The 22,506-nt window shown below is 72.0% G+C and carries 18 protein-coding genes, 3 pseudogenes and 1 riboswitch; of the genes and pseudogenes, 14 read left to right on the forward strand and 7 right to left on the reverse strand.

All coding sequences use genetic code 11. The features are described from left to right. The 3 genes and pseudogenes from EAO73_RS11040 to EAO73_RS11050 all read left to right on the forward strand — a co-directional run. A pseudogene (locus EAO73_RS11040) lies at nt 1-1,006 on the forward strand (DNA-processing protein DprA); the annotation flags it as partial. 288 nt (nt 1,007-1,294) lie between these two features. Continuing rightward, nucleotides 1,295-2,131, forward strand: coding sequence for an RNA polymerase sigma factor WhiG (whiG, locus tag EAO73_RS11045; protein WP_147971191.1), 837 nt, complete (start codon nt 1,295-1,297; stop codon nt 2,129-2,131). A gap of 203 nt (nt 2,132-2,334) precedes the next feature. Beyond that, nucleotides 2,335-2,913: a TetR/AcrR family transcriptional regulator gene (locus tag EAO73_RS11050; protein WP_147971513.1), complete on the forward strand. Its 579-nt coding sequence runs from the start codon at nt 2,335-2,337 to the stop codon at nt 2,911-2,913. A 68-nt stretch (nt 2,914-2,981) separates the two neighbouring features. Here EAO73_RS11050 and EAO73_RS11055 read toward each other — a convergent pair. Next, nucleotides 2,982-3,587, reverse strand: a pseudogene (locus tag EAO73_RS11055) (murein hydrolase activator EnvC family protein); the annotation flags it as partial. A 276-nt stretch (nt 3,588-3,863) separates the two neighbouring features. On the opposite strand from EAO73_RS11055, the gene rpsB reads away from it, so the two are divergent. The 9 genes from rpsB to EAO73_RS11100 all read left to right on the forward strand — a co-directional run bounded on the left by rpsB (nt 3,864) and on the right by EAO73_RS11100 (nt 13,759). Continuing rightward, nucleotides 3,864-4,766 carry a 30S ribosomal protein S2 gene (gene rpsB, locus EAO73_RS11060; protein WP_147971192.1) on the forward strand — a complete coding sequence of 301 codons (903 nt, stop codon included), beginning with the start codon at nt 3,864-3,866 and terminating at the stop codon, nt 4,764-4,766. Between the two features lie 123 nt (nt 4,767-4,889). Continuing rightward, nucleotides 4,890-5,726, forward strand: coding sequence for a translation elongation factor Ts (gene tsf / locus EAO73_RS11065; protein WP_147971193.1), 837 nt, complete (start codon nt 4,890-4,892; stop codon nt 5,724-5,726). 157 nt (nt 5,727-5,883) lie between these two features. After that, complete coding sequence (gene pyrH / locus EAO73_RS11070) at nt 5,884-6,660, forward strand: UMP kinase (RefSeq protein ID WP_147971194.1); 777 nt, start codon at nt 5,884-5,886, stop codon at nt 6,658-6,660. A gap of 157 nt (nt 6,661-6,817) precedes the next feature. Continuing rightward, nucleotides 6,818-7,375, forward strand: coding sequence for a ribosome recycling factor (gene frr / locus EAO73_RS11075; protein WP_018102371.1), 558 nt, complete (start codon nt 6,818-6,820; stop codon nt 7,373-7,375). Next, nucleotides 7,375-8,469, forward strand: coding sequence for a phosphatidate cytidylyltransferase (locus tag EAO73_RS11080; RefSeq protein ID WP_147971195.1), 1,095 nt, complete (start codon nt 7,375-7,377; stop codon nt 8,467-8,469). Before frr ends, EAO73_RS11080 begins: the two co-directional genes overlap by 1 nt. 89 nt (nt 8,470-8,558) lie before the next feature. Beyond that, nucleotides 8,559-9,665 (forward strand): 23S rRNA (adenine(2503)-C(2))-methyltransferase RlmN, encoded by a 1,107-nt coding sequence (gene rlmN, locus EAO73_RS11085; RefSeq protein ID WP_147971196.1) that lies wholly within the window; start codon nt 8,559-8,561, stop codon nt 9,663-9,665. Nucleotides 9,666-9,736: 71 nt separating this feature from the next. Continuing rightward, a riboswitch (TPP riboswitch) is annotated at nt 9,737-9,853 on the forward strand. Nucleotides 9,854-9,935: 82 nt separating this feature from the next. Further along, on the forward strand, nt 9,936-11,039 hold the full coding sequence (locus EAO73_RS11090) for a thiamine ABC transporter substrate binding subunit (RefSeq protein WP_147971197.1): 1,104 nt from the start codon (nt 9,936-9,938) through the stop codon (nt 11,037-11,039). Nucleotides 11,040-11,125: 86 nt separating this feature from the next. Next, nucleotides 11,126-12,730: an ABC transporter permease gene (locus tag EAO73_RS11095; protein WP_147971514.1), complete on the forward strand. Its 1,605-nt coding sequence runs from the start codon at nt 11,126-11,128 to the stop codon at nt 12,728-12,730. A gap of 3 nt (nt 12,731-12,733) precedes the next feature. Beyond that, nucleotides 12,734-13,759 carry an ABC transporter ATP-binding protein gene (locus EAO73_RS11100; protein WP_147971198.1) on the forward strand — a complete coding sequence of 342 codons (1,026 nt, stop codon included), beginning with the start codon at nt 12,734-12,736 and terminating at the stop codon, nt 13,757-13,759. A 14-nt stretch (nt 13,760-13,773) separates the two neighbouring features. Here the strand turns inward: EAO73_RS11100 and EAO73_RS11105 are convergent, their stop codons facing one another. From EAO73_RS11105 to EAO73_RS11115, 3 genes and pseudogenes are all read right to left on the reverse strand, one after another. Continuing rightward, on the reverse strand, nt 13,774-14,904 hold the full coding sequence (locus EAO73_RS11105; protein WP_147971199.1) for an LOG family protein: 1,131 nt from the start codon (nt 14,902-14,904) through the stop codon (nt 13,774-13,776). Nucleotides 14,905-14,987: 83 nt separating this feature from the next. Beyond that, the gene (locus EAO73_RS11110) at nt 14,988-16,172 is read right to left on the reverse strand and encodes a hypothetical protein (RefSeq protein WP_191133987.1); all 1,185 of its coding nucleotides are present in this window, start codon (nt 16,170-16,172) and stop codon (nt 14,988-14,990) included. Further along, nucleotides 16,154-16,807 (reverse strand): annotated as a pseudogene (locus EAO73_RS11115) (ABC transporter ATP-binding protein); the annotation flags it as partial. The pseudogene EAO73_RS11115 and the gene EAO73_RS11110, both read right to left, overlap by 19 nt. A 431-nt stretch (nt 16,808-17,238) precedes the next feature. Here EAO73_RS11115 and EAO73_RS11120 point away from each other — a divergent pair. Together EAO73_RS11120 and EAO73_RS11125 are read left to right on the forward strand one after the other, a co-directional pair. Further along, nucleotides 17,239-18,678, forward strand: coding sequence for a gamma-aminobutyraldehyde dehydrogenase (locus EAO73_RS11120; protein WP_147971201.1), 1,440 nt, complete (start codon nt 17,239-17,241; stop codon nt 18,676-18,678). Between the two features lie 115 nt (nt 18,679-18,793). Continuing rightward, nucleotides 18,794-19,330 carry a hypothetical protein gene (locus EAO73_RS11125; RefSeq protein ID WP_191133988.1) on the forward strand — a complete coding sequence of 179 codons (537 nt, stop codon included), beginning with the start codon at nt 18,794-18,796 and terminating at the stop codon, nt 19,328-19,330. 1 nt (nt 19,331) lies between these two features. On the opposite strand, the gene EAO73_RS11130 is transcribed toward EAO73_RS11125, so the two are convergent. From EAO73_RS11130 to EAO73_RS11140, 3 genes are all read right to left on the reverse strand, one after another. Next, nucleotides 19,332-20,534 (reverse strand): serine hydrolase domain-containing protein, encoded by a 1,203-nt coding sequence (locus tag EAO73_RS11130; RefSeq protein ID WP_147971202.1) that lies wholly within the window; start codon nt 20,532-20,534, stop codon nt 19,332-19,334. A 126-nt stretch (nt 20,535-20,660) separates the two neighbouring features. Beyond that, a complete protein-coding gene (locus EAO73_RS11135; RefSeq protein WP_147971203.1) occupies nt 20,661-21,362 on the reverse strand; it encodes a response regulator in 702 nt (233 codons plus the stop codon). Further along, the gene (locus tag EAO73_RS11140; protein ID WP_147971517.1) at nt 21,359-22,504 is read right to left on the reverse strand and encodes a sensor histidine kinase; all 1,146 of its coding nucleotides are present in this window, start codon (nt 22,502-22,504) and stop codon (nt 21,359-21,361) included. The genes EAO73_RS11135 and EAO73_RS11140 overlap by 4 nt, the downstream gene beginning before the upstream one ends. Nucleotides 22,505-22,506 lie beyond the last annotated feature (2 nt).

Here is a 22,506-nt window from a genome sequence, read left to right on the forward strand (position 1 = left end):
CCCCCGCGACCGCCGCCAGATCCCGCTCCGGGTCGGCCCCGGCGGCCCGGAGCCGGTATCCGGCCAGCCGCCTCACCGTCATGCCGCTCAGCCGCTCCGCCTCCCCGGCCGGGWCCSRGAMRSGCCGACACAGCTCGACGACCTGGGGGACGCGAGGCCGACCGGGCTCTGGGTGCGGGGCGGGCCCGACCTGCGGCTCTGGGCGCTGCGCTCCGTCGCGGTGGTCGGTGCCCGCGCCTGCACGCCGTACGGGGCGCACATGGCGACGACGCTGGGCGCGGGGCTCGCGGAGCGGGGGTGGGTGGTCGTCTCGGGCGCCGCCTTCGGGGTGGACGGGGCCGCGCACCGGGGCGCGCTGGCCACAGGGGGTGCGACCGTGGCGGTGCTGGCGTGCGGGGTTGACGTGCCCTACCCCCGCGGACATGCCGAGCTGATCGGGCGGGTGGCCGGACAGGGGCTCGTCATCGGTGAACTGCCGCCCGCCGAGCACCCCACGCGCAGCAGGTTCATCCTCCGGAACAGGGTGATCGCCGCGTTGACGCGCGGGACGGTGGTCGTCGAGGCGGAGTACCGCAGCGGTTCCCTGGTCACCGCGCGCGTCGCGCAGCGGCTCGGGCGTTTCACCATGGGGGTTCCGGGGCCGGCGACCAGCGGTCTGTCGGCCGGTGTCCACGAACTGCTGCGCGGGGAGGGCGTGCTGGTGACGGACGCCGCCGAAGTCGCCGAACTGGTGGGGGACATGGGTGATCTGGCGCCGTCCAGAAGGGGGCCGGTGCTGGCCCGGGACCTTCTCGACGCCGTCGCCGGGAGGGTGCTCGACGCCCTGCCGGCCCGTACCGCCGTCGACGCCAGGGAGGTGGCGCGCGCGGCCGGCACGAGCGCCGACGAGGCCCTCGGCAAGCTGTACGAACTGCACTCACTGGGATTCGTCGAACGCGAGGCCGAGGGATGGAGGTTGACGCGACGGCCGACTTGCGGGGGCGACGCGCGGCGAGGCGGTTCTTGACCTGGGGCATTCGGGTGAAAAGGTGATGCCGATGACCTCGGCGGACGCTTCGACGGCGGCTCCGGGGCCGGTGCCTGCGGCGACGGCCCCGGGGGCCGGACGTGTTCGCACCCCGATGGGCTGTCATGTCCGCGGCCGGGTCGCGCGTCATGGCCGAACGCCCGGAAGCGCACGGTCCCCATCCTCTATCCTGCGCGCACCGCGACAACTCAGTCACGCTACGCTCACGAGGATTCCGCCCCAGAGACAAGTCCCAGTACTTCACGGCAGAACGGCTCAAGGCACCACATGCCCCAGCACACCTCCGGGTCTGACCGCGCGGCAGTTCCACCGGCTGCGCGTGGCACTGTGCGCCCTCCCGCCCCGTCCTCGCTCGACGAGTTGTGGCGTTCGTACAAGACGACGGGCGACGGTCGGCTGCGGGAGCAGCTGATCCTGCACTACTCGCCCCTGGTGAAGTACGTCGCCGGGCGGGTGAGCGTGGGGCTGCCGTCCAACGTCGAGCAGGCGGACTTCGTCTCCTCCGGGGTGTTCGGGCTGATCGACGCGATCGAGAAGTTCGACATCGAGCGGGCCATCAAGTTCGAGACGTACGCGATCACCCGGATCCGCGGCGCGATGATCGATGAACTCCGCGCGCTGGACTGGATTCCGCGCTCCGTGCGGCAGAAGGCGCGCGCCGTGGAACGTGCCTACGCCACGCTGGAGGCCCAGCTTCGCCGCACCCCGTCCGAGGCGGAGGTCGCGGCGGAGATGGAGGTCACGCTCGACGAACTGCACGCTGTTTTCAGCCAGTTGTCCCTGGCCAACGTGGTCGCGCTGGAGGAGCTGCTCCATGTGGGCGGCGAGGGCGGCGACCGGCTGAGTCTGATGGACACGCTGGAGGACACCGCTGCCGACGATCCGGTGGAGGTGGCGGAGGACCGGGAGCTGAGACGGCTCCTCGCCCGTGCGATCAACACCCTCCCCGACCGCGAGAAGACAGTCGTCACGCTCTACTACTACGAAGGTCTGACCCTCGCCGAGATCGGCAATGTCCTCGGGGTCACCGAGAGCAGGGTCAGCCAGATCCACACCAAGTCGGTGCTCCAGCTCCGGGCGAAACTGGCGGACGCCGGCCGCTGAGGCCCGCGAACGGGCCGGGGTGGTGGGACGCGCCTGCGGGCCGGGGTGGTGGGGTCGTGCGGCACGCCCTGCCTCCGGGGCTGTGCGGCGGCCGCCCCGCCCCGCCCCCGAGCGCGGTGGTTCGGCCACCTCGGGGCCGCGCGCGTTCCCTGCGGCGGCCGTCGCCGTAGAGTGGAGGCGTGCCCAGGATTCGAGCGGCCTCCGTGGCCGAGCACCGGACCATGCAGCGCGGCGCCCTCCTGGACGCAGCGCGCTCCCTGCTGTCCGAAGGGGGCACGGAAGCGCTGACCTTCCCCGCCCTCGCCGAACGCACCGGCCTCGCCCGGTCCTCCGTCTACGAGTACTTCCGCTCCCGCGCCGCCGTCGTCGAGGAGCTGTGCGCCGTCGACTTCCCCGTCTGGGCGGCCGAGGTGGAGAGCGCGATGGAGCGAGCGGGGGCGCCCGAGGAGAAGATCGAGGCGTACGTCCGGCGCCAGCTCGACCTCGTCGGGGACCGGCGCCACCGGGCCGTGGTCGCGATCTCCGCCAGTGAGCTGGACGCGGGCGCCCGCGAGAAGATCCGGGCGGCCCACGGCGGGCTGATCGCCATGATCGTGGAGGCGCTCGGCGACCTCGGCCACGAGGAGCCCCGCCTCGCGGCCATGCTGCTGCAGGGTTCCGTGGACGCGGCGGTCCGGCGCATCGAGCTGAGCGTGGCGGAGGAGCCGGGCATCATCGCCGACACCGCCGTGGCCATGATCCTCGACGGCGTCCGGGGCGCGGGCGCCCGCACCCGGGACTGACCCCGGGCCCGCCGCCACGGCACGGCGAGCACCACCAGCACGGCGGGCGCGCCGTCACCGCGCACGGCCGGGGCCCGCTCCCGGACCGCCTCCCTGGCCGCCCCCACCTCCGGCGCATCCGGCAACGGCACCCCGAACACCGGCAGCAGACGCGACGGGCCGCGCCGCAGCAACGACGGCGGCAGCAGCGACAACGGGTCCAGGTACGCGTCCCCCCGGCGCAGCCCCCAGTGCAGGCAGCCCGCCGCGCAGTGGGACGGCGACGCCTCCAGCACGGCCACCGCCTGCCCCGCCGTGACCACGCCGCCCTTCGCGACGAGCGGGCGCACCGGCTCGTAGGTGGTCCGCAGCGGCGGGTCGCCCGTCCCGGCGAGCTCGACCGAGACCACCCCGCGCCCGGCGACCTCGCCCGCGAACGAGACCCGGCCCGCCGCAGCGGCCAGCACCTCGGCGCCCGGCGCGGCGGCCAGGTCCACCCCCCGGTGCCCCGGCCCGTACGGACCGGCGGGCGGCTCCCATCCCCGTACCACCGAGGGACGCCCCGGCAGGGGCCAGACACGTTCGCCGGCGGTCGCCGCGGAGGCGACGCCCGGCCATCCGCCCCAGATCACCAGCGCGGCGAGGAAGACGGCCGAGGGCAGCCACCACCGCGCCCGGCCGGATGTGATTCGCATGGCAGCAGCGTCCCCCGGCGGCCGGAATCCCGGGGAGCACGCCCCGGATCTGTGGACCACCCGCCGGTTGTGGACAGCGCCGTCACCCGGGACCCGGACGGTCCCGTACACTTCTTCAGGCGACCCGGGTCACCGGGTCGACTTCGCACGCCCCGCCACCACCCGCTCAGCGGAGGTGGCCGCGCCCCTCGGTCCCTCGTGGCACGGCGCGCCGGGGCGTCAGGCGCGACAGCAAACCTGCTGACGCGATAACCGAGCACCTCAAGGAGTACGGCCATGGCCGTCGTCACGATGCGGGAGCTGCTGGAAAGCGGCGTCCACTTCGGTCACCAGACCCGTCGCTGGAACCCGAAGATGAAGCGCTTCATCTTCACCGAGCGCAACGGCATCTACATCATCGACCTGCTCCAGTCGCTGTCGTACATCGACCGCGCCTACGAGTTCGTCAAGGAGACCGTCGCGCACGGCGGCTCCATCATGTTCGTGGGTACGAAGAAGCAGGCCCAGGAGGCCATCGCCGAGCAGGCGACGCGCGTCGGCATGCCGTACGTCAACCAGCGTTGGCTCGGTGGCATGCTCACCAACTTCTCCACCGTCTACAAGCGCCTTCAGCGTCTGAAGGAGCTCGAGCTCATCGACTTCGAGGACGTGGCCGCCTCCGGCCTCACCAAGAAGGAGCTCCTGGTCCTCTCCCGCGAGAAGGCCAAGCTGGAGAAGACCCTCGGTGGTATCCGCGAGATGCAGAAGGTGCCGAGCGCCGTCTGGGTCGTCGACACCAAGAAGGAGCACATCGCCGTCGGTGAGGCGCGCAAGCTCCACATCCCGGTCGTCGCGATCCTCGACACCAACTGCGACCCCGACGAGGTCGACTACAAGATTCCGGGCAACGACGACGCGATCCGCTCCGTCACCCTGCTCACCCGCGTGATCGCCGACGCCGTCGCCGAGGGCCTCATCGCCCGCTCCGGCGCCGCGACCGGCGACTCGAAGCCGGGCGAGAAGGCCGCCGGCGAGCCCCTCGCCGAGTGGGAGCGTGACCTGCTCGAGGGCGACAAGAAGGCCGACGCCGAGGTCCAGTCCTCCGCCGAGACCGAGAAGGACGCCGACGCCGACGCGAAGCCGGAGGCCATCGCCGCCGAGCAGGCCGAGGCCCCGGCCGCGGACGCCGAGCAGGCCTGACACCCGTCACGGCAGAAGACGGCGGGGGCCGGTGCCTCCAGGGTCTGTTCCCGAACAGGCCCTGGCACCGCCCCCGCCGTCCACCCGTAGATCTTTCAGACTTCGAGAGAGAAACACAGACTCATGGCGAACTACACCGCCGCTGACGTCAAGAAGCTCCGTGAGCTCACCGGCGCCGGCATGATGGACTGCAAGAAGGCGCTCGACGAGGCCGACGGCAACGTCGACGGAGCCGTCGAGGCGCTGCGTATCAAGGGCCAGAAGGGCGTCGCCAAGCGCGAGGGCCGTTCCGCCGAGAACGGCGCGGTCGTCTCCCTCGTCTCCGAGGACAAGACGTCCGGCGTCCTGGTCGAGCTGAAGTGCGAGACCGACTTCGTCGCCAAGGGTGACAAGTTCCAGGCCGTCGCCAACGCGCTGGCCGCGCACGTCGCCGCGACCTCCCCGGCCGACCTGGAGGCGCTGCTCGCCTCCGAGATCGAGCCCGGCAAGACCGTCCAGGCGTACGTGGACGAGGCCAACGCCAACCTCGGCGAGAAGATCGTCCTGGACCGCTTCGCGCAGTTCCAGGGTGCCTTCGTCTCCGTCTACATGCACCGCACCATGCCCGACCTGCCGCCGCAGATCGGTGTCATGGTCGAGCTGGACAAGGCCGACGCCGAGCTGGCCAAGGGCATCGCCCAGCACATCGCCGCCTTCGCGCCGAAGTACCTCTCCCGCGAGGACGTCCCGGCCGAGGTCGTCGAGGCCGAGCGCCGCGTCGCCGAGGAGACCACCCGCGCCGAGGGCAAGCCCGAGGCCGCCCTCCCGAAGATCGTCGAGGGTCGCGTCAACGGCTTCTTCAAGGAGGCCACCCTCCTCGGCCAGCCGTACGCGCTGGACAACAAGAAGTCGGTCCAGAAGGTTCTGGACGAGGCCGGTGTCACCCTGAAGCGCTTCTCGCGCATCAAGGTCGGCATCTGAGTCCGTCCGCGAAAAACGGCGGACCCGGTAGGGTCTGGTGCAGTCGACGGCCGCACACCGCCGTACGACCGCAGATCTGACGAGGAGGCCATTGCCGCTGAGGGACACCAGACCCACCGGCAATGGCCTTCTTCGTATGTGCACGAGGAGAATCCCCATGAACAAGGGCGCGGACGCCGCCAAGGACGACCACAAGCGCGAGGACGGCAAGGTGCCCGGACGCTTCATGCTGAAGCTGTCCGGAGAGGCGTTCGCCGGCGGCGGGGGCCTCGGTGTCGACCCCGATGTCGTGCACGCCATCGCCCGCGAGATCGCCGCGGTCGTCCGGGACGGCGCGCAGATCGCGATCGTCATCGGCGGCGGCAACTTCTTCCGCGGCGCCGAGCTCCAGCAGCGGGGCATGGACCGGGCCCGCTCCGACTACATGGGCATGCTCGGCACGGTGATGAACTGCCTCGCCCTCCAGGACTTCCTGGAGAAGGAGGGCATCGACTCCCGCGTCCAGACCGCCATCACCATGGGCCAGGTCGCGGAGCCGTACATCCCGCTGCGGGCCGTGCGGCACCTGGAGAAGGGGCGCGTCGTGATCTTCGGCGCCGGCATGGGCATGCCGTACTTCTCCACCGACACCACCGCCGCGCAGCGCGCCCTGGAGATCGACGCCGAGGCGCTGCTCATGGGGAAGAACGGCGTGGACGGTGTCTACGACTCCGACCCGAAGACCAACCCCGCCGCGGTGAAGTTCGACGCGCTGGAGTACAGCGAGGTGCTCGCCCGCGACCTCAAGGTCGCCGACGCCACCGCCATCACGCTCTGCCGTGACAACGAGCTCCCGATCCTCGTCTTCGAGCTCACCGCCACCGGCAATATCGCCCGCGCCGTCAAGGGTGAGAAGATCGGCACGCTCGTGAGCGACCAGGACACCCGCGCCTGACAACGGGTGCCTCCACCGGTGAGCCCCGGTGGGGCCGGGGCGCGGGACCGCCCCGGAAGATGGACAACGGCCTGCCGGTCGGACACCGTGCAGGTGAGGACGCGACGCAGGACCCGCCGGGCCCGCCGGGCCCGTTCAAGACACGCAGGAGCACGTGGTGATCGAAGAAACCCTCCTCGAGGCCGAGGAGAAGATGGAGAAGGCCGTCGTCGTCGCGAAAGAGGACTTCGCCGCGATCCGGACCGGCCGTGCGCACCCGGCGATGTTCAACAAGATCGTCGCCGACTACTACGGCGCGCCGACCCCGATCAACCAGCTGGCCTCGTTCTCGGTGCCCGAGCCCCGTATGGCGGTCGTGACGCCGTTCGACAAGACCGCGCTGCGCAACATCGAGCAGGCGATCCGCGACTCGGACCTCGGCGTCAACCCGAGCAACGACGGCAATATCATCCGGGTCAACTTCCCCGAGCTGACCGAGGAGCGCCGCCGCGACTACATCAAGGTCGCGAAGACCAAGGCCGAGGACTCCAAGATCTCGATCCGGGCCGTCCGCCGCAAGGCCAAGGAAGCGCTCGACAAGCTGGTCAAGGACAAGGAGTCCGGCGAGGACGAGGTGCGCCGCGCCGAGAAGGAGCTCGACGACACCACCGCGAAGTACGTCGCGCAGGTGGACGAGCTGCTGAAGCACAAGGAAGCCGAGCTGCTCGAAGTCTGATGAACGACTCTTCCTGGGGCGCTCCGCAGGGCGCCGGCCACCGGGTCGCGCCGGAGATGCAGGGTGCTGCGGCGGGTCCTGCCTACGATGTGCACGACGCCCAGCAGACTCGGCCCATGCCCATCGTGCCGGACGTTCCCGACGCAGGTAGAGACGCTGAAGACCGTGATCACCGGGACCAGGGGGCCGGACGCCTGAGCGGCGGCCCCCTGTTCCGCGACGAGAAGCCGCAGGAGCCCATGCCGACCGCGCCGCCGCCTCCCCCGCCTCCGCAGAAGAAGCGCGCGGGCCGGGATCTGGGAGCCGCCATAGGGGTCGGCCTGGGGCTCGGCGCCCTGGTCGTCGTCTCGCTCTTCTTCGTCAAGGCCGTCTTCGTCGGCGTGATCGTGATCGCCGTCGTGGTCGGGCTGTGGGAGCTCACCTCCCGGCTGGAGGAGCGCAAGGGCATCAAGGCGCCCCTCGTGCCGCTCGCCGTCGGCGGTGCCGCCATGGTCGTCGCGGGGTACGCGCGCGGGGCCGAGGGTGCCTGGATCGCCATGGCCCTGACCGCCCTGGCGGTGCTCGTCTGGCGGATGGCGCAGCCGCCCGAGGACTACCTCAGGGATGTCACGGCGGGCATCTTCGCCGCGTTCTACGTGCCCTTCCTGGCCACCTTCGTCGCCATGCTCCTGACCGCCGACGACGGGCCGCAGCGGGTGCTCACCTTCCTGCTGCTGACCGTGGTCAGTGACACGGGGGCGTATGCGGTCGGCTGGCGGTTCGGCAAGCACAAGCTGGCTCCGCGCATCAGCCCCGGCAAGACCCGCGAGGGCCTGTTCGGGGCCGTCGGCTTCGCCATGGTGGCCGGTGCGCTGTGCATGCAGTTCCTGATCGACGGCGGTTCCTGGTGGCAGGGGCTCCTGCTGGGCCTCGCCGTCGCGGCCAGCGCCACGCTGGGCGACCTGGGCGAGTCCATGATCAAGCGGGACCTCGGCATCAAGGACATGGGAACGCTGCTGCCCGGCCACGGCGGGATCATGGACCGGCTGGACTCGCTGCTGCCGACCGCCCCGGTGGTCTGGCTGCTGCTCGTCCTCTTCGTCGGCTCCGGCTGACCGCCTCCGGCCTGCGGTTTTCCGTACGAAGGCCCGTCGTCCACAGGACGGCGGGCCTTCGCCGTTCCGTCTGCGACACTGGAAGAACCATGCCTAAGCCCGGAGAACTCACTTTCGTCGCGCCCCGCGGAGCCAAGAAGCCGCCGCGGCACCTCGCCGACCTCACGCCCGCCGAGCGCAGGGAGGCCGTCGCCGCGATCGGCGAGAAGCCGTTCCGCGCCCAGCAGCTCTCGCAGCACTACTTCGCGCGGTACGCGCACGACCCGGCCGAGTGGACCAACATCCCGGCCGGCTCGCGGGACAAGCTCGCCGAGGCGATGTTCCCCGACCTGATGTCCGTCGTCCGGCACATCAGCTGCGACGACGACACCACTCGTAAGACCCTGTGGAAGCTGCACGACGGGACGCTGGTCGAGTCCGTTCTGATGCGCTACCCGGAGCGGGTCACGATGTGCATCTCCTCGCAGGCCGGCTGCGGGATGAACTGCCCGTTCTGCGCGACCGGGCAGGCCGGTCTCGACCGCAACCTGTCCACCGCGGAGATCGTCCACCAGATCGTGGACGGGATGCGCGCGCTGCGTGACGGCGAGGTCCCCGGCGGTCCCGCCCGGCTGTCCAACATCGTGTTCATGGGCATGGGCGAGCCGCTGGCCAACTACAACCGCGTCGTCGGTGCGATCCGCCGGCTCACCGACCCCGAGCCCGACGGCCTCGGCCTCTCGCAGCGCGGGATCACCGTCTCCACCGTCGGCCTGGTGCCCGCGATGCTGCGGTTCGCCGACGAGGGCTTCAAGTGCCGCCTCGCGGTCTCGCTGCACGCCCCGGACGACGAGCTGCGCGACACCCTCGTGCCGGTCAACACCCGGTGGAATGTGCGCGAGGTGCTGGATGCCGCGTGGGAGTACGCGGAGAAGTCCGGCCGCCGCATCTCCATCGAGTACGCCCTGATCCGCGACATCAACGACCAGGCCTGGCGCGGCGACCTGCTGGGCCGCCTGCTCAAGGGCAAGCGCGTCCACGTCAACCTGATCCCGCTCAATCCGACCCCCGGCTCCAAGTGGACCGCGTCGCGGCCCGAGGACGAGCGGGCGTTCGTCGAGGCGATCGCGAGCCACGGCGTCCCGGTCACCGTCCGGGACACCCGGGGCCAGGAGATCGACGGCGCCTGCGGGCAGCTGGCGGCTTCCGAGCGCTGAGGACGGGCGGCCCCGGGGACCTGGAACCCCGGCCGAAAACGGCCGTGTAGCCTGGGGCCGAAATCAACTGCATATTCCGACAGGGGAGCGCCACAGCGCTGAGAGTGCGGCACCAAGGACAGGTTGGCCGCAGACCCTCTGAACCTCGCCCGGGTCATTCCGGGTAGGAAGTTCGGACCATACTCAAGCTGTTGCGCCCTGCCCGCTTCCGGTTCGCACCGGTGCGGGCAGGGCCGCGTCTCTTCCTGGTCACTCCAGGAGGAATCACACATGAGCACCACCCAGAAGGCCGCGGTGGCGGCGGTCGCCGCCGCGCTCGGCGTGACCGCGCTCGCCGGCTGCGGAAGTTCCGACGACTCGGCGTCCGGTTCCGGATCCACCAAGGGTTCCGGCTCCAAGACCGTCACGCTGGTCAGCCACGACTCCTTCAACGCCTCCAAGGACGTCCTGAAGGAGTTCACCCGGGAGACCGGCTACACCGTCAAGGTCCTCAAGAGCGGGGACGCGGGCGCCGCCCTGAACCAGGAGATCCTGACGAAGGGCTCCCCGCGTGGCGACGTCTTCTTCGGCGTCGACAACACCCTGCTCTCGCGCGCCCTCGACAACGGCCTGTTCACGCCCTACGAGGCGAAGGGGCTGGACCGGGTCCCGGCCGATGTCCAACTGGACGCGGACAAGCACCGGGTCACCCCGGTCGACACCGGCGACATCTGCGTCAACTACGACAAGAAGTACTTCGCCGACAAGAAGCTCGCGCCGCCGAAGACCTTCGCCGACCTGGCGAAGCCCGCGTACAAGAACCTGCTCGTCACCGAGAACGCCGCGACCTCCTCGCCCGGCCTCGGCTTCCTCCTCGGCACCGTCTCCGCGTACGGCGAGGACGGGTACCAGGACTACTGGAAGAAGCTGAAGGACAACGGCGTCAAGGTCGTCGACGGCTGGGAGCAGGCGTACAACGAGGAGTTCTCCGGCTCCGCGGGCGGTAAGAAGGCCAAGGCCGACCGGCCGCTCGTCGTCAGCTACGCCTCCAGCCCGCCCGTCGAGGTGCTGTACGCCGATCCGCAGCCCAAGACGGCCCCGACCGGGGTCGCCACCGGGACGTGCTTCCGCCAGATCGAGTTCGCGGGCCTGCTGGACGGGGCGAAGAACGAGGCCGGCGGCAAGGCGCTGCTGGACTTCCTGATCGGGAAGAAGTTCCAGGAGAACATGCCGCTCACCATGTTCGTCAGCCCGGTCGCGAAGGACGCGGAGGTGCCGGAGCTCTTCACGAAGTTCGGTGCCACCGCCGACAAGCCGGCGACCGTCGCCCCGGACACCATCGCCAAGAACCGTGAGCAGTGGGTCCAGTCATGGTCCTCGCTCGTAGTGAAGTAGCGAAGACCCCCGTACGCGGACCGGGCGCGCGCGGGAGATCCGCACGCGCCCGGTCCCTGCGCGGGAGCGCGGTGCGGCTCGGTCTGATGGCCGTGCCCGTCGCGTTCTTCGCGGTGTTCTTCGCCTACCCGGTCGCCGCGATCGTCGGCCGGGGACTCAAGGTGGACGGCGTCTGGCAGTTCGGCCGGTTCGGCGAGGTGCTGGCCCGGCCGGAGATCCGCGAGGTGCTGTGGTTCACGCTGTGGCAGGCGCTCGCTTCGACGGCGCTGACCCTGCTGATCGCGCTGCCCGGCGCCTACGTCTTCGCCCGCTTCGACTTCCCCGGCAAGCAGGTGCTGCGCGCCGTCGTCACGGTGCCGTTCGTGCTGCCGACCGTCGTCGTGGGCACCGCCTTCCTCGCGCTGCTCGGCCGGGGCGGGCTGCTGGACGAGCTGTGGGGTGTAAGGCTCGACACCACGGTGTGGGCGATCCTGCTGGCCCACGTGTTCTTCAACTACGCGGTCGTCGTCCGCACCGTCGGCGGGCTCTGGGCGCAGCTCGACCCGCGCCAGGAGGAGGCCGCCCGGGTGCTGGGCGCCGGCAGGTTCGCCGCCTGGCGGCGCGTCACGCTGCCCGCGCTTGCCCCGGCGGTGGCCGCCGCCGCGCTGATGGTCTTCCTCTTCACCTTCACCTCCTTCGGGGTCGTGCAGATCCTCGGCGGGCCCGGGTTCTCCACGCTGGAGGTGGAGATCTACCGGCAGACCGCGCAGCTGCTCGCTCTGCCCACGGCGGCCGTGCTGACGCTCGTGCAGTTCGCCGCCGTCGGCGCGATCCTCGCCGTGCACGCCCGGACCGTACGCCGCAGGGAGCGCGCGCTGAAGCTGGTCGACCCGGCGCAGACGGCGCGCAGGCCGAGCGGAGCGGGGCAGCGGACGCTGCTCGCGGGGGTGCTGCTGAGCGTGCTCCTTCTGATCCTGCTGCCTCTCGCGGTGCTGGTGGAACGCTCGCTCGGCGGTGCCGGGTTCGCCTACTACCGCGCGCTCACCTCCGCGGACGCCAACAGCGGTACGTTCCTCGTCGCGCCCATCGAGGCGATCGGGAACTCGCTGCGCTACGCCGTCGTCGCGACGCTGATCGCGCTGGTCGTCGGGGGCCTGGCCGCCGCCGCGCTCACCCGGCGGGCCGGCCGGCTCGTCCGGGGCTTCGACGCGCTGCTGATGCTGCCGCTCGGGGTCTCCGCGGTCACCGTCGGTTTCGGCTTCCTGATCACCCTGGACAAGCCGCCGCTGGACCTCCGCACCTCCTGGATCCTGGTGCCGCTGGCCCAGGCGCTGGTCGGGGTGCCCTTCGTCGTACGGACCATGCTGCCGGTCCTCAGAGCGGTGGACGCGCGGCTGCGCGAGGCGGCGGCGGTGCTCGGGGCCTCGCCGCTGCGGGCCTGGCGCGAGGTGGACTTCCCGCTGGTACGGCGGGCGCTGCTGGTCGCCGCCGGGTTCGCGTTCGCCGTGTCGCTGGGGGAGTTCGGCGCGACCGTGTTCATCGCGCGGCCCGACAACCCGACGCTGCCGGTGGCCGTGGCCCGGCTCCTCGGCCGGTCCGGGGAGCTCAACTACGGCCAGGCGATGGCCCTCAGCACCATTCTGATGCTCGTGTGCGCGGTGTCGCTGCTGCTGCTCGAACGCATCCGCACCGACCGATCCGGGGAGTTCTAGAAGATGCTGACGCTCGAATCGGCCACCGTCCGCTTCGGTGACCGGGCCGCGCTCGACGGGGTGGACCTGGAGGTCGCCGACCACGAGATCGTCTGCGTGCTCGGGCCGAGCGGCAGCGGCAAGTCCACCCTGCTGCGCCTGGTCGCCGGTCTCCAGGAGGCGGACGGCGGCCGGGTCCTGCTCGACGGCACCGATCAGGACGGCGTCCCGGTGCACCGGCGCGGCCTCGGCCTGATGTTCCAGGACCACCAGCTCTTCCCGCACCGGGACGTCGGCGCCAACGTCGCCTTCGGCCTGCGGATGCACGGGGCCGGCCGGGGCGAACAGGACCGCCGGGTCGCCGAACTCCTCGACCTCGTGGGCCTCCCCGGCGCCGAACGCCGCGCCGTCGCCGCGCTCTCCGGCGGCGAGCAGCAGCGCGTCGCCCTCGCCCGCGCCCTCGCGCCCCGGCCCCGCCTGCTGATGCTGGACGAGCCCCTGGGCCAGCTGGACCGCAGCCTGCGCGAACGGCTCGTCGTCGAACTGCGCGCCCTCTTCGGCCGGCTGGGTACCACCGTGCTCGCCGTCACCCACGACCAGGGCGAGGCGTTCGCGCTGGCCGACCGGGTCGTCGTGATGCGCGAGGGGCGCGTCGCCCAGGTGGGCACCCCGCTGGAGGTGTGGCAGCGGCCCGCCTCCGCCTTCGTGGCCCGGTTCCTGGGCTTCGACAACGTGGTGGAGGCGACCGTCGAGGGGGAGGCGGCGGACACGGACTGGGGCGAGGTGCCGGTGCCGGCCGGGTCGCCGCAGGGGGCGTGCGATCTGCTGGTGCGGCCGGCCGGGGTCCGGATCGGCGGGCCCGGGAAGGGGCTGCGCTGCGTCGTCGGCGCGCGCACCTTCCGGGGCAGCCATGTCGCCGTGACCCTGCACCCCGAGCGCGGCCCGGTGCTGGACGCCGAGTGTTCGCTGCGCGGGACGCCGGAGGAGGGCGAACGGGTCGGCGTCACCTTCGACGCCTCGGAGACCGTGGTGCTGCCGGCCCTGTTCTGACGGGACCGTCGCGTTTACGCCCCCGAGAGGCGGGCAAGGGCATCGGCTGCTTCCTCGACCGTGTCGACGAGGGCGATGCGGGACTCCATCTTCCGGCCGGCGGCCAGGGTTTGCAGCAGCGGCCAGGCGGGAAGCTCGCGCGTCCAGTGGTCGTGGCCGACCAGCACCATCGGGACGGGCTCGCCGCGTGACTCGTAGTAGTTCGGGGTGGTGCTGTCGAAGATCTCCTGGACGGTGCCGGCCGCGCCGGGGAGGAATATCACGCCCGCGTTCGACCGCGCCAGCAGCCCGTCCTCGCGCAGCGCGTTGGTGAAATACTTGGCGATGGAGGCGGCGAACGGGTTCGGCGGCTCGTGGCCGTAGAACCAGGTGGGGATCGCCACGGAAGGGCCGCCGTCCGGCCAGCGCTCCCGTACCGCGAAGGCGGCCCGCGCCCAGGCGGCGACCGACGGGGTGAACGAGGGGACTTCGCCCAGCATCGCGCAGGCCTTCTCCAGCATGGCGTCGGGATGGGGCGCCGCGTACGCGCCCAGGTTGGCCGCCTCCATCGCACCCGGGCCGCCCCCGGTGGCCACCGTGAGACCGGCGCGGGCCAGGGTCCTGCCGAGGCGGGCCGCCGCCGTGTAGGCCGCGCTGCCCCGGGCCGTGGCGTGACCGCCCATCACCCCGACCACCCGGGCCCCGTCCAGCACCTCCTCCAGCGCGTCGGAGATCGCGTCGTCGTGGAGCGCCCGGAGCATCGAGGCGAACACGTCGCCGTCCGACCGGGTCCGCTGGAACCAGTCGTAGGCAAGGGCGTCGGGCGTGGCCTCGTAACCGTCCCGCGCGAGACCGTCGTAGAGCGCGTCGGGGGAGTAGAGCAGGCCCCGGTACGGGTCGAAGGGCAGACCGGGGACGGGCGGGAAGACGAAGGCCCCGTCGGCCCGGACCTTCTTCTCGGGGCCGGACTCCATCGGGCAGCCGAGGAACACGGCTCCCGAGGTGTCGGTGGCCAGGAGGGCCGCACCCCGGTCCGTCAGGTCCACGGACTGCACACGGCGTCCGGCCAGCGAACCGGAGGCGACCGCCGCGTCGAACTCGGCGAGCGACTCGATCTCGTCGCCGGTGGTGTTCTTGTTCTCGTCCGGGCTCAGCACGGGGCTCATGCTACGAAACGCTCATCGCAGGAAACGCGCGGGACCGGCCGGGCAGGATGCCGGGCCGGTCCGGGGGGCGCTTCCAGCGGTGCTCAGGGGGTCAGCGGCAGCGCGGCCAGTTCCGCGATCGCCCAGGTGAGCGGGGCGAAGAGCACCAGCAGCGCCGCCGCGCGCAACGCGGTCGCCGCGCGCAGCGCCGAGGCCGGGGCGCCGAGCCGCAGCAGCGCCCTGGCCGTCTCGGTGCGGGCCTGCCTGGCCTCCAGGGCCGAGGTCAGCAGTGTCGCCGTGGTGCAGCCGATGACGAGCACCGCGCCCAGCGCCGTGAGCGGGCCGAAGGGGCGCGGCCCGGTCCCGTAGAGCGCGAAGGCGGCGATGACCGCCGAGAGGACCGCGCAGACGATGCCGAGCGGGCGGCCGATCCGTCGCGCCTCGTCCATCAGGACCCGGCCGGCCAGCAGGCGCACGGCTCCGGGGCGCACCGTCTGGAGCAGTCGGCCGCACAGGTGGGTCAGGCCGGGGCCCGCCGTGGCCAGGCCGATCGCCGTCAGCGTCCATCCGACGAGGACCCAGGCCGGAGTGGAATCGAGCTTGCCGGGAAGCGGGAAGGGACTGCCGGGCGCGCCCCGGCTCGCGTACGCCTCGACGGCGAGACCGGCCGCCGTCAGGGCCACGCCCCAGGGGAGCCCGGAGGGCGGTGCGGCGGGGGCGGGGATCTCCTCCGCGGGCACCGGGTCACCGGTGTCGTCCGCCTCGCGCGCCGCCCGGACGGGACTCCTGCGCAGCGCCAGCGCACTGGCCGTCGCGGCCGCCACCGGCACCAGAGCCAGCAGCAGCAGGACCGCGGCGACCGGGAGCGAGGTGTCCGCGCCGAGCAGATCGGCGGCGGCACCGTCGAACGGCAGCCCGGACAGGTCGCCGCGCAGGTGCAGGAAGAAGAGCAGCGCCACGGCGGAGCCGAGGGTGCACGAGACAGCGGTGGAGACCGCGGCGAGCACGCTGAGCCGCACCGGGCCGAGGCCCACGGCGGACAGCCCGGACCGCGGCCGGGTGCTCGGGTCCGTACGGGCCACCGCGACGGCGAACTGCACGGTGGCGGCCAGCGGGACGAAGCACCACAGCAGCCGCAGCACCGAACCGGCCGAGTGGGCGGGGTGCCCGGCGGCGTATCCGAGGGTGCACAGGAGAAGGAATCCGACCCCGGCGGAGGCGGCCGCGACCAGCAGCCGCCGCAGCAGGACCAGGGGATGGGAGCCGCGGGCTAGACGGAGAGCGAGCACGCCGCGCGGCCCTCCGGATCGGCTTCGGCGGGCAGGGCCACCGTGGAGACGCGGCGCCCGTCGAGCAGCGGCACCACGCGGTCGGCGAGCCCCGCGATCTCGGCGTCGTGCGTGGCCAGCACCACCGTGATCCCGTGCGAGCGGGCGGCGCTGGTCAGCGTCCGCAGGACATGGGTCCGGTCGATGCGGTGCAGCGTCGCGGTCGGCTCGTCGGCGAAGATCACCGAGGGGCCCGCGGTCAGCGCGCGGGCCACGGCGATGCGCTGGCGCTGGCTCTGCTGGAGAGTGTGCGGGCGCTTCTTGGCGCACATGCCGATGTCGAGGCGCTCCAGCCATTCCATGGCGGCCTTCTTGGCCTCCCGGTGCGAGGCGCCGCGCAGCAGCAGCGGGAGGGCGGTGTTCTCCCAGGTGTTCAGCTCCGGGACGAGCTGCGGTTCGGGGGCGATCCAGCCGAACTTGTCGCGGCGCAGCCGTTCGCGCAGCCTCGGCCCCATCGTGTGCACGGGAACGCTGTTGAACCAGACCTCGCCCTGCTCGGGCACGAGCTGACCGGAGAGGCAGTGCAGCAGCGTCGTCTTGCCGCTGCCGCGTGGGCCGGTCACCGCGAGGATCTCGCCGTCGCGGATGCCCAGGGAGACCCCGCCGAGCGCGGGTGAGCCGTTGTGGGAGTGCTGCAGGGAACGTGCCCAGATCACATCGTTGTCCGGCGGGGCCACCATGGCGTACACCTCGGTTCAGATCAGATATCCCGTCCCCCGTACGGGGGAACGAAGAGGGGGCCGATCGGTCACTCGGCACCGTAAGGATTCGGATCGCGGTGAGCGGACAGCACGCGGCCCGGTCCCGCCTCTTCCCACTCGATCGGGCGCATTCCGGCTGAGCCGGGCGTATGAGATGACTATCGGGGGAGCGCGACCGGTCGGTCAAAGGCAGGTCAAGGCGACATGGGTCGACCCGGCGCTCGAATGATCGCCAACCAGTTCGTTTGTGGCCTCGCTCGTCGCCGCACGGGGGCGTCCGACTACGCTGGTCGTCTCACCCATTGGACTCACAAGGAGGGGTGGCCGTGACCGCCGAGGTACGCCGTCTGCGCAACTACATCAACGGGGAGTTCCGGGACGCCGCCGACGGGCGGACGATCGACGTGGTCAACCCGGTGACCGAGGAGGTGTACGCGACCTCCCCGCTCTCCGGCCCCGCCGACGTCGACGCCGCGATGGCCGCAGCGGCGGCCGCGTTCCCCGCCTGGCGCGACACCACGCCGGCCGAGCGCCAGCGCGCCCTGCTCAAGATCGCGGACGCCTTCGAGGAGCGCGCCGAGGACCTCATCGCCGCCGAGTCCGAGAACACCGGCAAGCCGATCGGTCTGACCCGCACCGAAGAGATCCCGCCCATGGTGGACCAGATCCGCTTCTTCGCGGGCGCCGCGCGGCTGCTTGAGGGGCGCTCGGCCGGCGAGTACATGGAGGGGCTGACCTCCATCGTGCGGCGGGAGCCGGTTGGCGTCTGCGCGCAGGTCGCGCCGTGGAACTACCCGATGATGATGGCCGTCTGGAAGTTCGCCCCGGCGCTCGCCGCGGGCAACACCGTCGTCATCAAGCCGTCCGACACCACGCCGGCGTCCACCGTGCTGATCGCGGAGATCATCGGGCAGCTCCTGCCCAAGGGCGTCTTCAACGTCATCTGCGGCGACCGTGACACCGGCCGTGCGATGGTCGAGCACCGGACCCCGGCGATGGCCTCCATCACCGGCTCGGTGCGGGCCGGCATGCAGGTCGCCGAGTCGGCCGCCAAGGACGTCAAGCGGGTCCACCTGGAGCTCGGCGGCAAGGCGCCCGTCGTCGTCTTCGAGGACACCGACCTCGCGAAGGCCGTCGAGGACATCTCGGTCGCGGGCTACTTCAACGCCGGCCAGGACTGCACGGCGGCCACCCGCGTGCTCGTCCACGAGTCCATCCACGACGAGTTCGTCACCGCGCTCGCCAAGGCCGCCGCCGACACGAAGACCGGGCAGCCGGACGACGAGGACGTGCTCTACGGTCCGCTCAACAACGCCAACCAGCTGGCCCAGGTCAGCGGCTTCATCGAGCGCCTTCCCGCCCACGCCCGGGTCGAGGCGGGCGGCCACCGGGTCGGTGACAAGGGCTACTTCTACGCCCCGACCGTCGTCTCCGGGCTCAAGCAGGACGACGAGATCATCCAGAACGAGGTCTTCGGCCCGGTCATCACCGTCCAGTCCTTCCGCGACGAGGCCCAGGCCGTGGAGTGGGCGAACGGCGTCGACTACGCCCTGGCCTCCTCGGTGTGGACCAAGGACCACGCGCGCGCGATGCGGATGTCGAAGAACCTCGACTTCGGCTGCGTCTGGATCAACACCCACATCCCGCTCGTCGCCGAGATGCCGCACGGCGGTTTCAAGAAGTCCGGTTACGGCAAGGACCTCTCGGCCTACGGCTTCGAGGACTACACCCGCATCAAGCACGTCATGACCTCCATCGAGGGCTGAGCCACCACCTCCGTGGCCCTGTGCGAACCGGCCGGTCCGCACAGGGCCACGGGCGTTCCGGCCCGGCGCCGGGGGCGGCGTAAAGAGCCGGTAAATGCGGGCGTACGCTGCGGACATGAGCGAGCGACGCGCCGTGCGACGGCGTATACGCGTGTGGTTGGCCGTCTTCATCGTCTGTCTGGTTCTGAGCGGGCTGACCGCCTTCCCGCTCGTCCACGAACTGCGGTGGACCGAGGATCTCCTGACGTCCTCGGCCTCTCCCGTCCCCGAGCACTTCCCCGGTCTGCTGGAGTGGATCACCCGCGTCCGCACCGGCCTCGACGAGGCCGACGCCCGGTATCCCTTCGTGCTGTACGGCACCGACTGGCTGGCCTTCGCCCACCTGGTCATCGCGGTCGCCTTCTACGGTCCCTTCCGCGACCCGGTCCGCAACATCTGGGTGATCGAGTTCGGCATGATCGCCTGCGCCGGGATCGTCCCGCTCGCGCTGATCTGCGGCCCGATCCGCGACATCCCCTTCTGGTGGTCGGTCATCGACATGTCGTTCGGCGTCTTCGGTGTGATCCCGCTGCTGATCGTGCACCGCATGATCAAGCGCCTGGAGACCCTGGAGCGGACGCCGGAGCCCGAGCAGGAGCCGGTGACCGTCTGACTCAGCCGGCCGACGGCGCCCCGAAGACCGTGGAGACCACGCCCATGACCAGGGCGTTCTCCCCCTGGGCCTTCGCGTCCGTGGAGTTGATGCTGTAGACGAGGGTCCGGGAGAGATCGCGGGTGGCGCCGATCCCCGCGTTGTAGCCCCAGCGGCCGCCGGTCTTGCCCCAGACCTGGCGGCCGCCCAGCTCCCAGGAGGACAGGCCGGCGCTGTACGCGGGCTTCTCACCGCTCACGAAGTCGCGCACCGAGGGGTCCGGCAGCGTGAACATCTCCTCCAGCAGTGGGCCGCGCACCACCCGGCCCCGGAACAGCGCGGTCAGGAAGCGCTCCAGGTCGGCGGTGGTGGAGATGACGTCCCCCGCCGCCCAGCCGTCGGTCGGGCCCCACACGCTGACGTCCCGCAGACCCATGGTGCCGTCCTCCAGCCTCATGCGCTGGTACCCGTGGTTGTGCGGGCCGTGGATACGGGGATCGGAGCCGGGGAACGACGTGTCGCGCAGGCCCAGCGGGGCCAGGACGCGCCGGGACACCTCGGCCTCGTAGGTGTGCCCGGTGACCTTCTCGATCAGCAGTCCGGCCACCGTGTAGTTGATGTTGAGGTAGTGCTGCCGCGTCCCCGCCGGGAACTCGCGCTCCTTGGCCGTGGCCGAGGCGACCAGCTCCCGCGCGTCGAAGCGGTGGAAGCGGTTGGCGTACCACTCCTCCACCGTGTCGCCCGGGAAGTCGGCCGACGGCAGCCCGCTGGTGTGGTTCAGCAACTGGCGTACCGTGACCGTCCCGTACACGGCGGGGATCAGCTCCGGCAGGTAGGAGCGCACCGGTCGGTCCAGGCTCAGCTTCCGCTCGGCGGCGAGCTGGAGGACGGTCGCCGCGGTGAAGACCTTGGTCACCGAACCCGCCCGGAACCGCGCGTCCGGGTCCGCCGGCCGCTTCGTCACCAGGTCGTGGACCCCGGCGGAACCCCGCCACGCGCCCTCGGCGCCGCCCAGCCGGATCAGGGCGGCCGTCGCCCCCTCGTCGGGGAGCCCGGCGATGAGATCGCTCAGCGCCCCGGTGTCCGTGCCGGCCTTCGCCGGTGCGGTGGTGTGCGTCCTGCCGGGGGCCGGGGCGCCGGTCGCGAGGGCCGGGCCCGCGGTGCCCGCCGCGATGCCGGTGACCAGGGCGGCGGCGAGGACGGTACGGCGGATGCGGGCGTTCATCGTGATGCCTCCAGGCAGGGAGATCCGTGGCGGCGAAGTCCCGTCGACCGCGCCGTCGTTGATCCCATCCTGCGGATCCGGGGGCCCCTGGCGGATCACCGGAGCGGGGGATTCCCCGGGGGATATTCACCTCCCCCGGGCGGGGGAGCGGAACGGGGGCTCTCCCTCGGGCGAGGGAGCGATGAGCCCGGTCTCGTAGGCGCAGATGACGGCCTGGATGCGGTCGCGCAGGCCCAGTTTGGACAGCACGTTGCCCACATGGGTTTTCACCGTGTGGTCGCTGACCACCATGGCCGCGGCGATCTCCGCGTTGGACAGCCCGCGCGCCAGATGCAGCAGCGTCTCGCGTTCCCGGGCGGTCAGCACGCCGAGCCGCCGTTCGTCCGCGACCGCCGCCGTCCGCGCCGGGCGCGAGGTGTACTCGGCGATCAGCAGCCGCGCCACCGAGGGCGCCAGCAGCGAGTCGCCCGCCGCGACCACCCGCACGGCGTGCACGAGGTCGTCCCGGCGGACGTCCTTGAGCAGAAAGCCGCTCGCCCCCGCGTGCAGCGCCTCGTACACGTACGCGTCGGAGTCGAACGTCGTCAGCATGACCGTCCGGCAGGCGGTCCGGGCGCTGATCTCGCGGCAGGCGCCGATGCCGTCGAGGACGGGCATCCGGATGTCCAGCAGGGCCACGTCCGGCTCCAGCCGGCGCACCGCGTCCACCGCCCGCTCCCCGTCGCCCGCCTCGGCCACCACCTCGATGTCCGGCTGGGCGTCCAGGATCATCGCGAAACCGCTGCGGACCAGCTCCTGGTCGTCCGCCACCACGACACGGATCGTCAACTCCCCACCTCCGCCGAGGACGTAGCCGGCACCATCGGCAGTGTGACATCGACCCGGAAACCCCGTCCGCCCGGCCCCGGGCCGGTCCGTGCGCTGCCGCCGTGCGCCGCCGCCCGCTCCCGGATGCCGATCAGGCCGTGGCCGGAACGTGTGTCCGTCCCCGCGCCCCCGCCGTCGTCGGTCACCGAGACGGTCAGGCTGCTCTCCCCGTACGCCAGCAGGACGGCGGCCTCGGTGGCGGCGGCGTGCCTGACCGTGTTGGTCAGGGCCTCCTGCACGATCCGGTACACCGCGCTGTCGGTGTCCCGGGGAAGTGGGCGCTCCGGACCGGTCACCGTACGGGTCACCGCCAGGCCGCTGGAGCGTACGCGCTCCACCAGTGCCGGGAGTCCGGCCAGGGACGGCTGCGGGGAGCGGGGCGCCCCCGGTCCCCGCTCGCTCTCGCGCAGTACGCCGAGCATCCGGCGCAGCTGGACCATCGCGTCCCTGCCCGTCTCCGAGATCGCGTCGAACGCCGCCTCGGCCCGCTCCGGCGCCGTACGGACCGCCACCGGACCGGCCTCCGCCTGCACGATCATCAGGCTCACCGCGTGCGACAGGATGTCGTGCATCTCCCGGGCGATCCGGGCCCGTTCGCGGGCCGCCGCCTGTTCGGTCTCGATCCGGCGGGTGACCTCCAGCTGCCGCGCCCGGTCCTCGACGGCCCTGGTGTACGCCTGGCGGGTGTCCGTGAACCGGCCGAAGCCATAGGCCGCCGTGAACACCATCAGCGAGAAGACCAGCTCGCGGGCCTCGCCCGTGTTGAGCGCCACCGAGGGGAAGACGACCGCCAGGGTCAGCGCCCCGCAGAGCCGGCGGACCGGTGCCGGGGTGTGGGCGGCGACGCTGTAGAGGGCGACCAGACCGGTGTACGGCAGGGTCTGCCCCGGCCCGTCGACGGCCAGCCCGTACAGGCTCTGCGCCGCCACCACCGCCAGCAGCACCCGCACGGGCGCCCGGCGCCGCCACAGCAGCGGAAGCACGGTCAGGGTGGTCAGCAGATACGCCGGCAGCGACGCGGGCTCCAGACGGGGATCGCGGGGCAGCACCCAGGGCACCGACACGGCCGCCTGGACCACCAGGACCACGCCGACGTCGGTCACCC

The sequence above is a fragment of the Streptomyces sp. col6 genome, from assembly GCF_008042035.1.
In the GTDB taxonomy this organism is placed as follows: domain Bacteria; phylum Actinomycetota; class Actinomycetes; order Streptomycetales; family Streptomycetaceae; genus Streptomyces.

Excerpts from the sequence above, each read along its gene's own strand:
- EAO73_RS11095 (WP_147971514.1), top strand. The coding sequence starts at position 11,126 with ATGGCCGTGCCCGTCGCGTTCTTCGCGGTGTTCTTCGCCTACCCGGTC.
- rlmN (WP_147971196.1), top strand. The coding sequence starts at position 8,559 with ATGCCTAAGCCCGGAGAACTCACTTTCGTCGCGCCCCGCGGAGCCAAG.
- EAO73_RS11090 (WP_147971197.1), top strand. The coding sequence starts at position 9,936 with ATGAGCACCACCCAGAAGGCCGCGGTGGCGGCGGTCGCCGCCGCGCTC.
- tsf (WP_147971193.1), top strand. The coding sequence starts at position 4,890 with ATGGCGAACTACACCGCCGCTGACGTCAAGAAGCTCCGTGAGCTCACC.
- whiG (WP_147971191.1), top strand. The coding sequence starts at position 1,295 with ATGCCCCAGCACACCTCCGGGTCTGACCGCGCGGCAGTTCCACCGGCT.
- EAO73_RS11105 (WP_147971199.1), bottom strand. The coding sequence starts at position 14,904 with ATGAGCCCCGTGCTGAGCCCGGACGAGAACAAGAACACCACCGGCGAC.
- EAO73_RS11080 (WP_147971195.1), top strand. The coding sequence starts at position 7,375 with ATGAACGACTCTTCCTGGGGCGCTCCGCAGGGCGCCGGCCACCGGGTC.
- pyrH (WP_147971194.1), top strand. The coding sequence starts at position 5,884 with ATGAACAAGGGCGCGGACGCCGCCAAGGACGACCACAAGCGCGAGGAC.
- EAO73_RS11125 (WP_191133988.1), top strand. The coding sequence starts at position 18,794 with ATGAGCGAGCGACGCGCCGTGCGACGGCGTATACGCGTGTGGTTGGCC.
- rpsB (WP_147971192.1), top strand. The coding sequence starts at position 3,864 with ATGGCCGTCGTCACGATGCGGGAGCTGCTGGAAAGCGGCGTCCACTTC.
- EAO73_RS11130 (WP_147971202.1), bottom strand. The coding sequence starts at position 20,534 with ATGAACGCCCGCATCCGCCGTACCGTCCTCGCCGCCGCCCTGGTCACC.
- EAO73_RS11100 (WP_147971198.1), top strand. The coding sequence starts at position 12,734 with ATGCTGACGCTCGAATCGGCCACCGTCCGCTTCGGTGACCGGGCCGCG.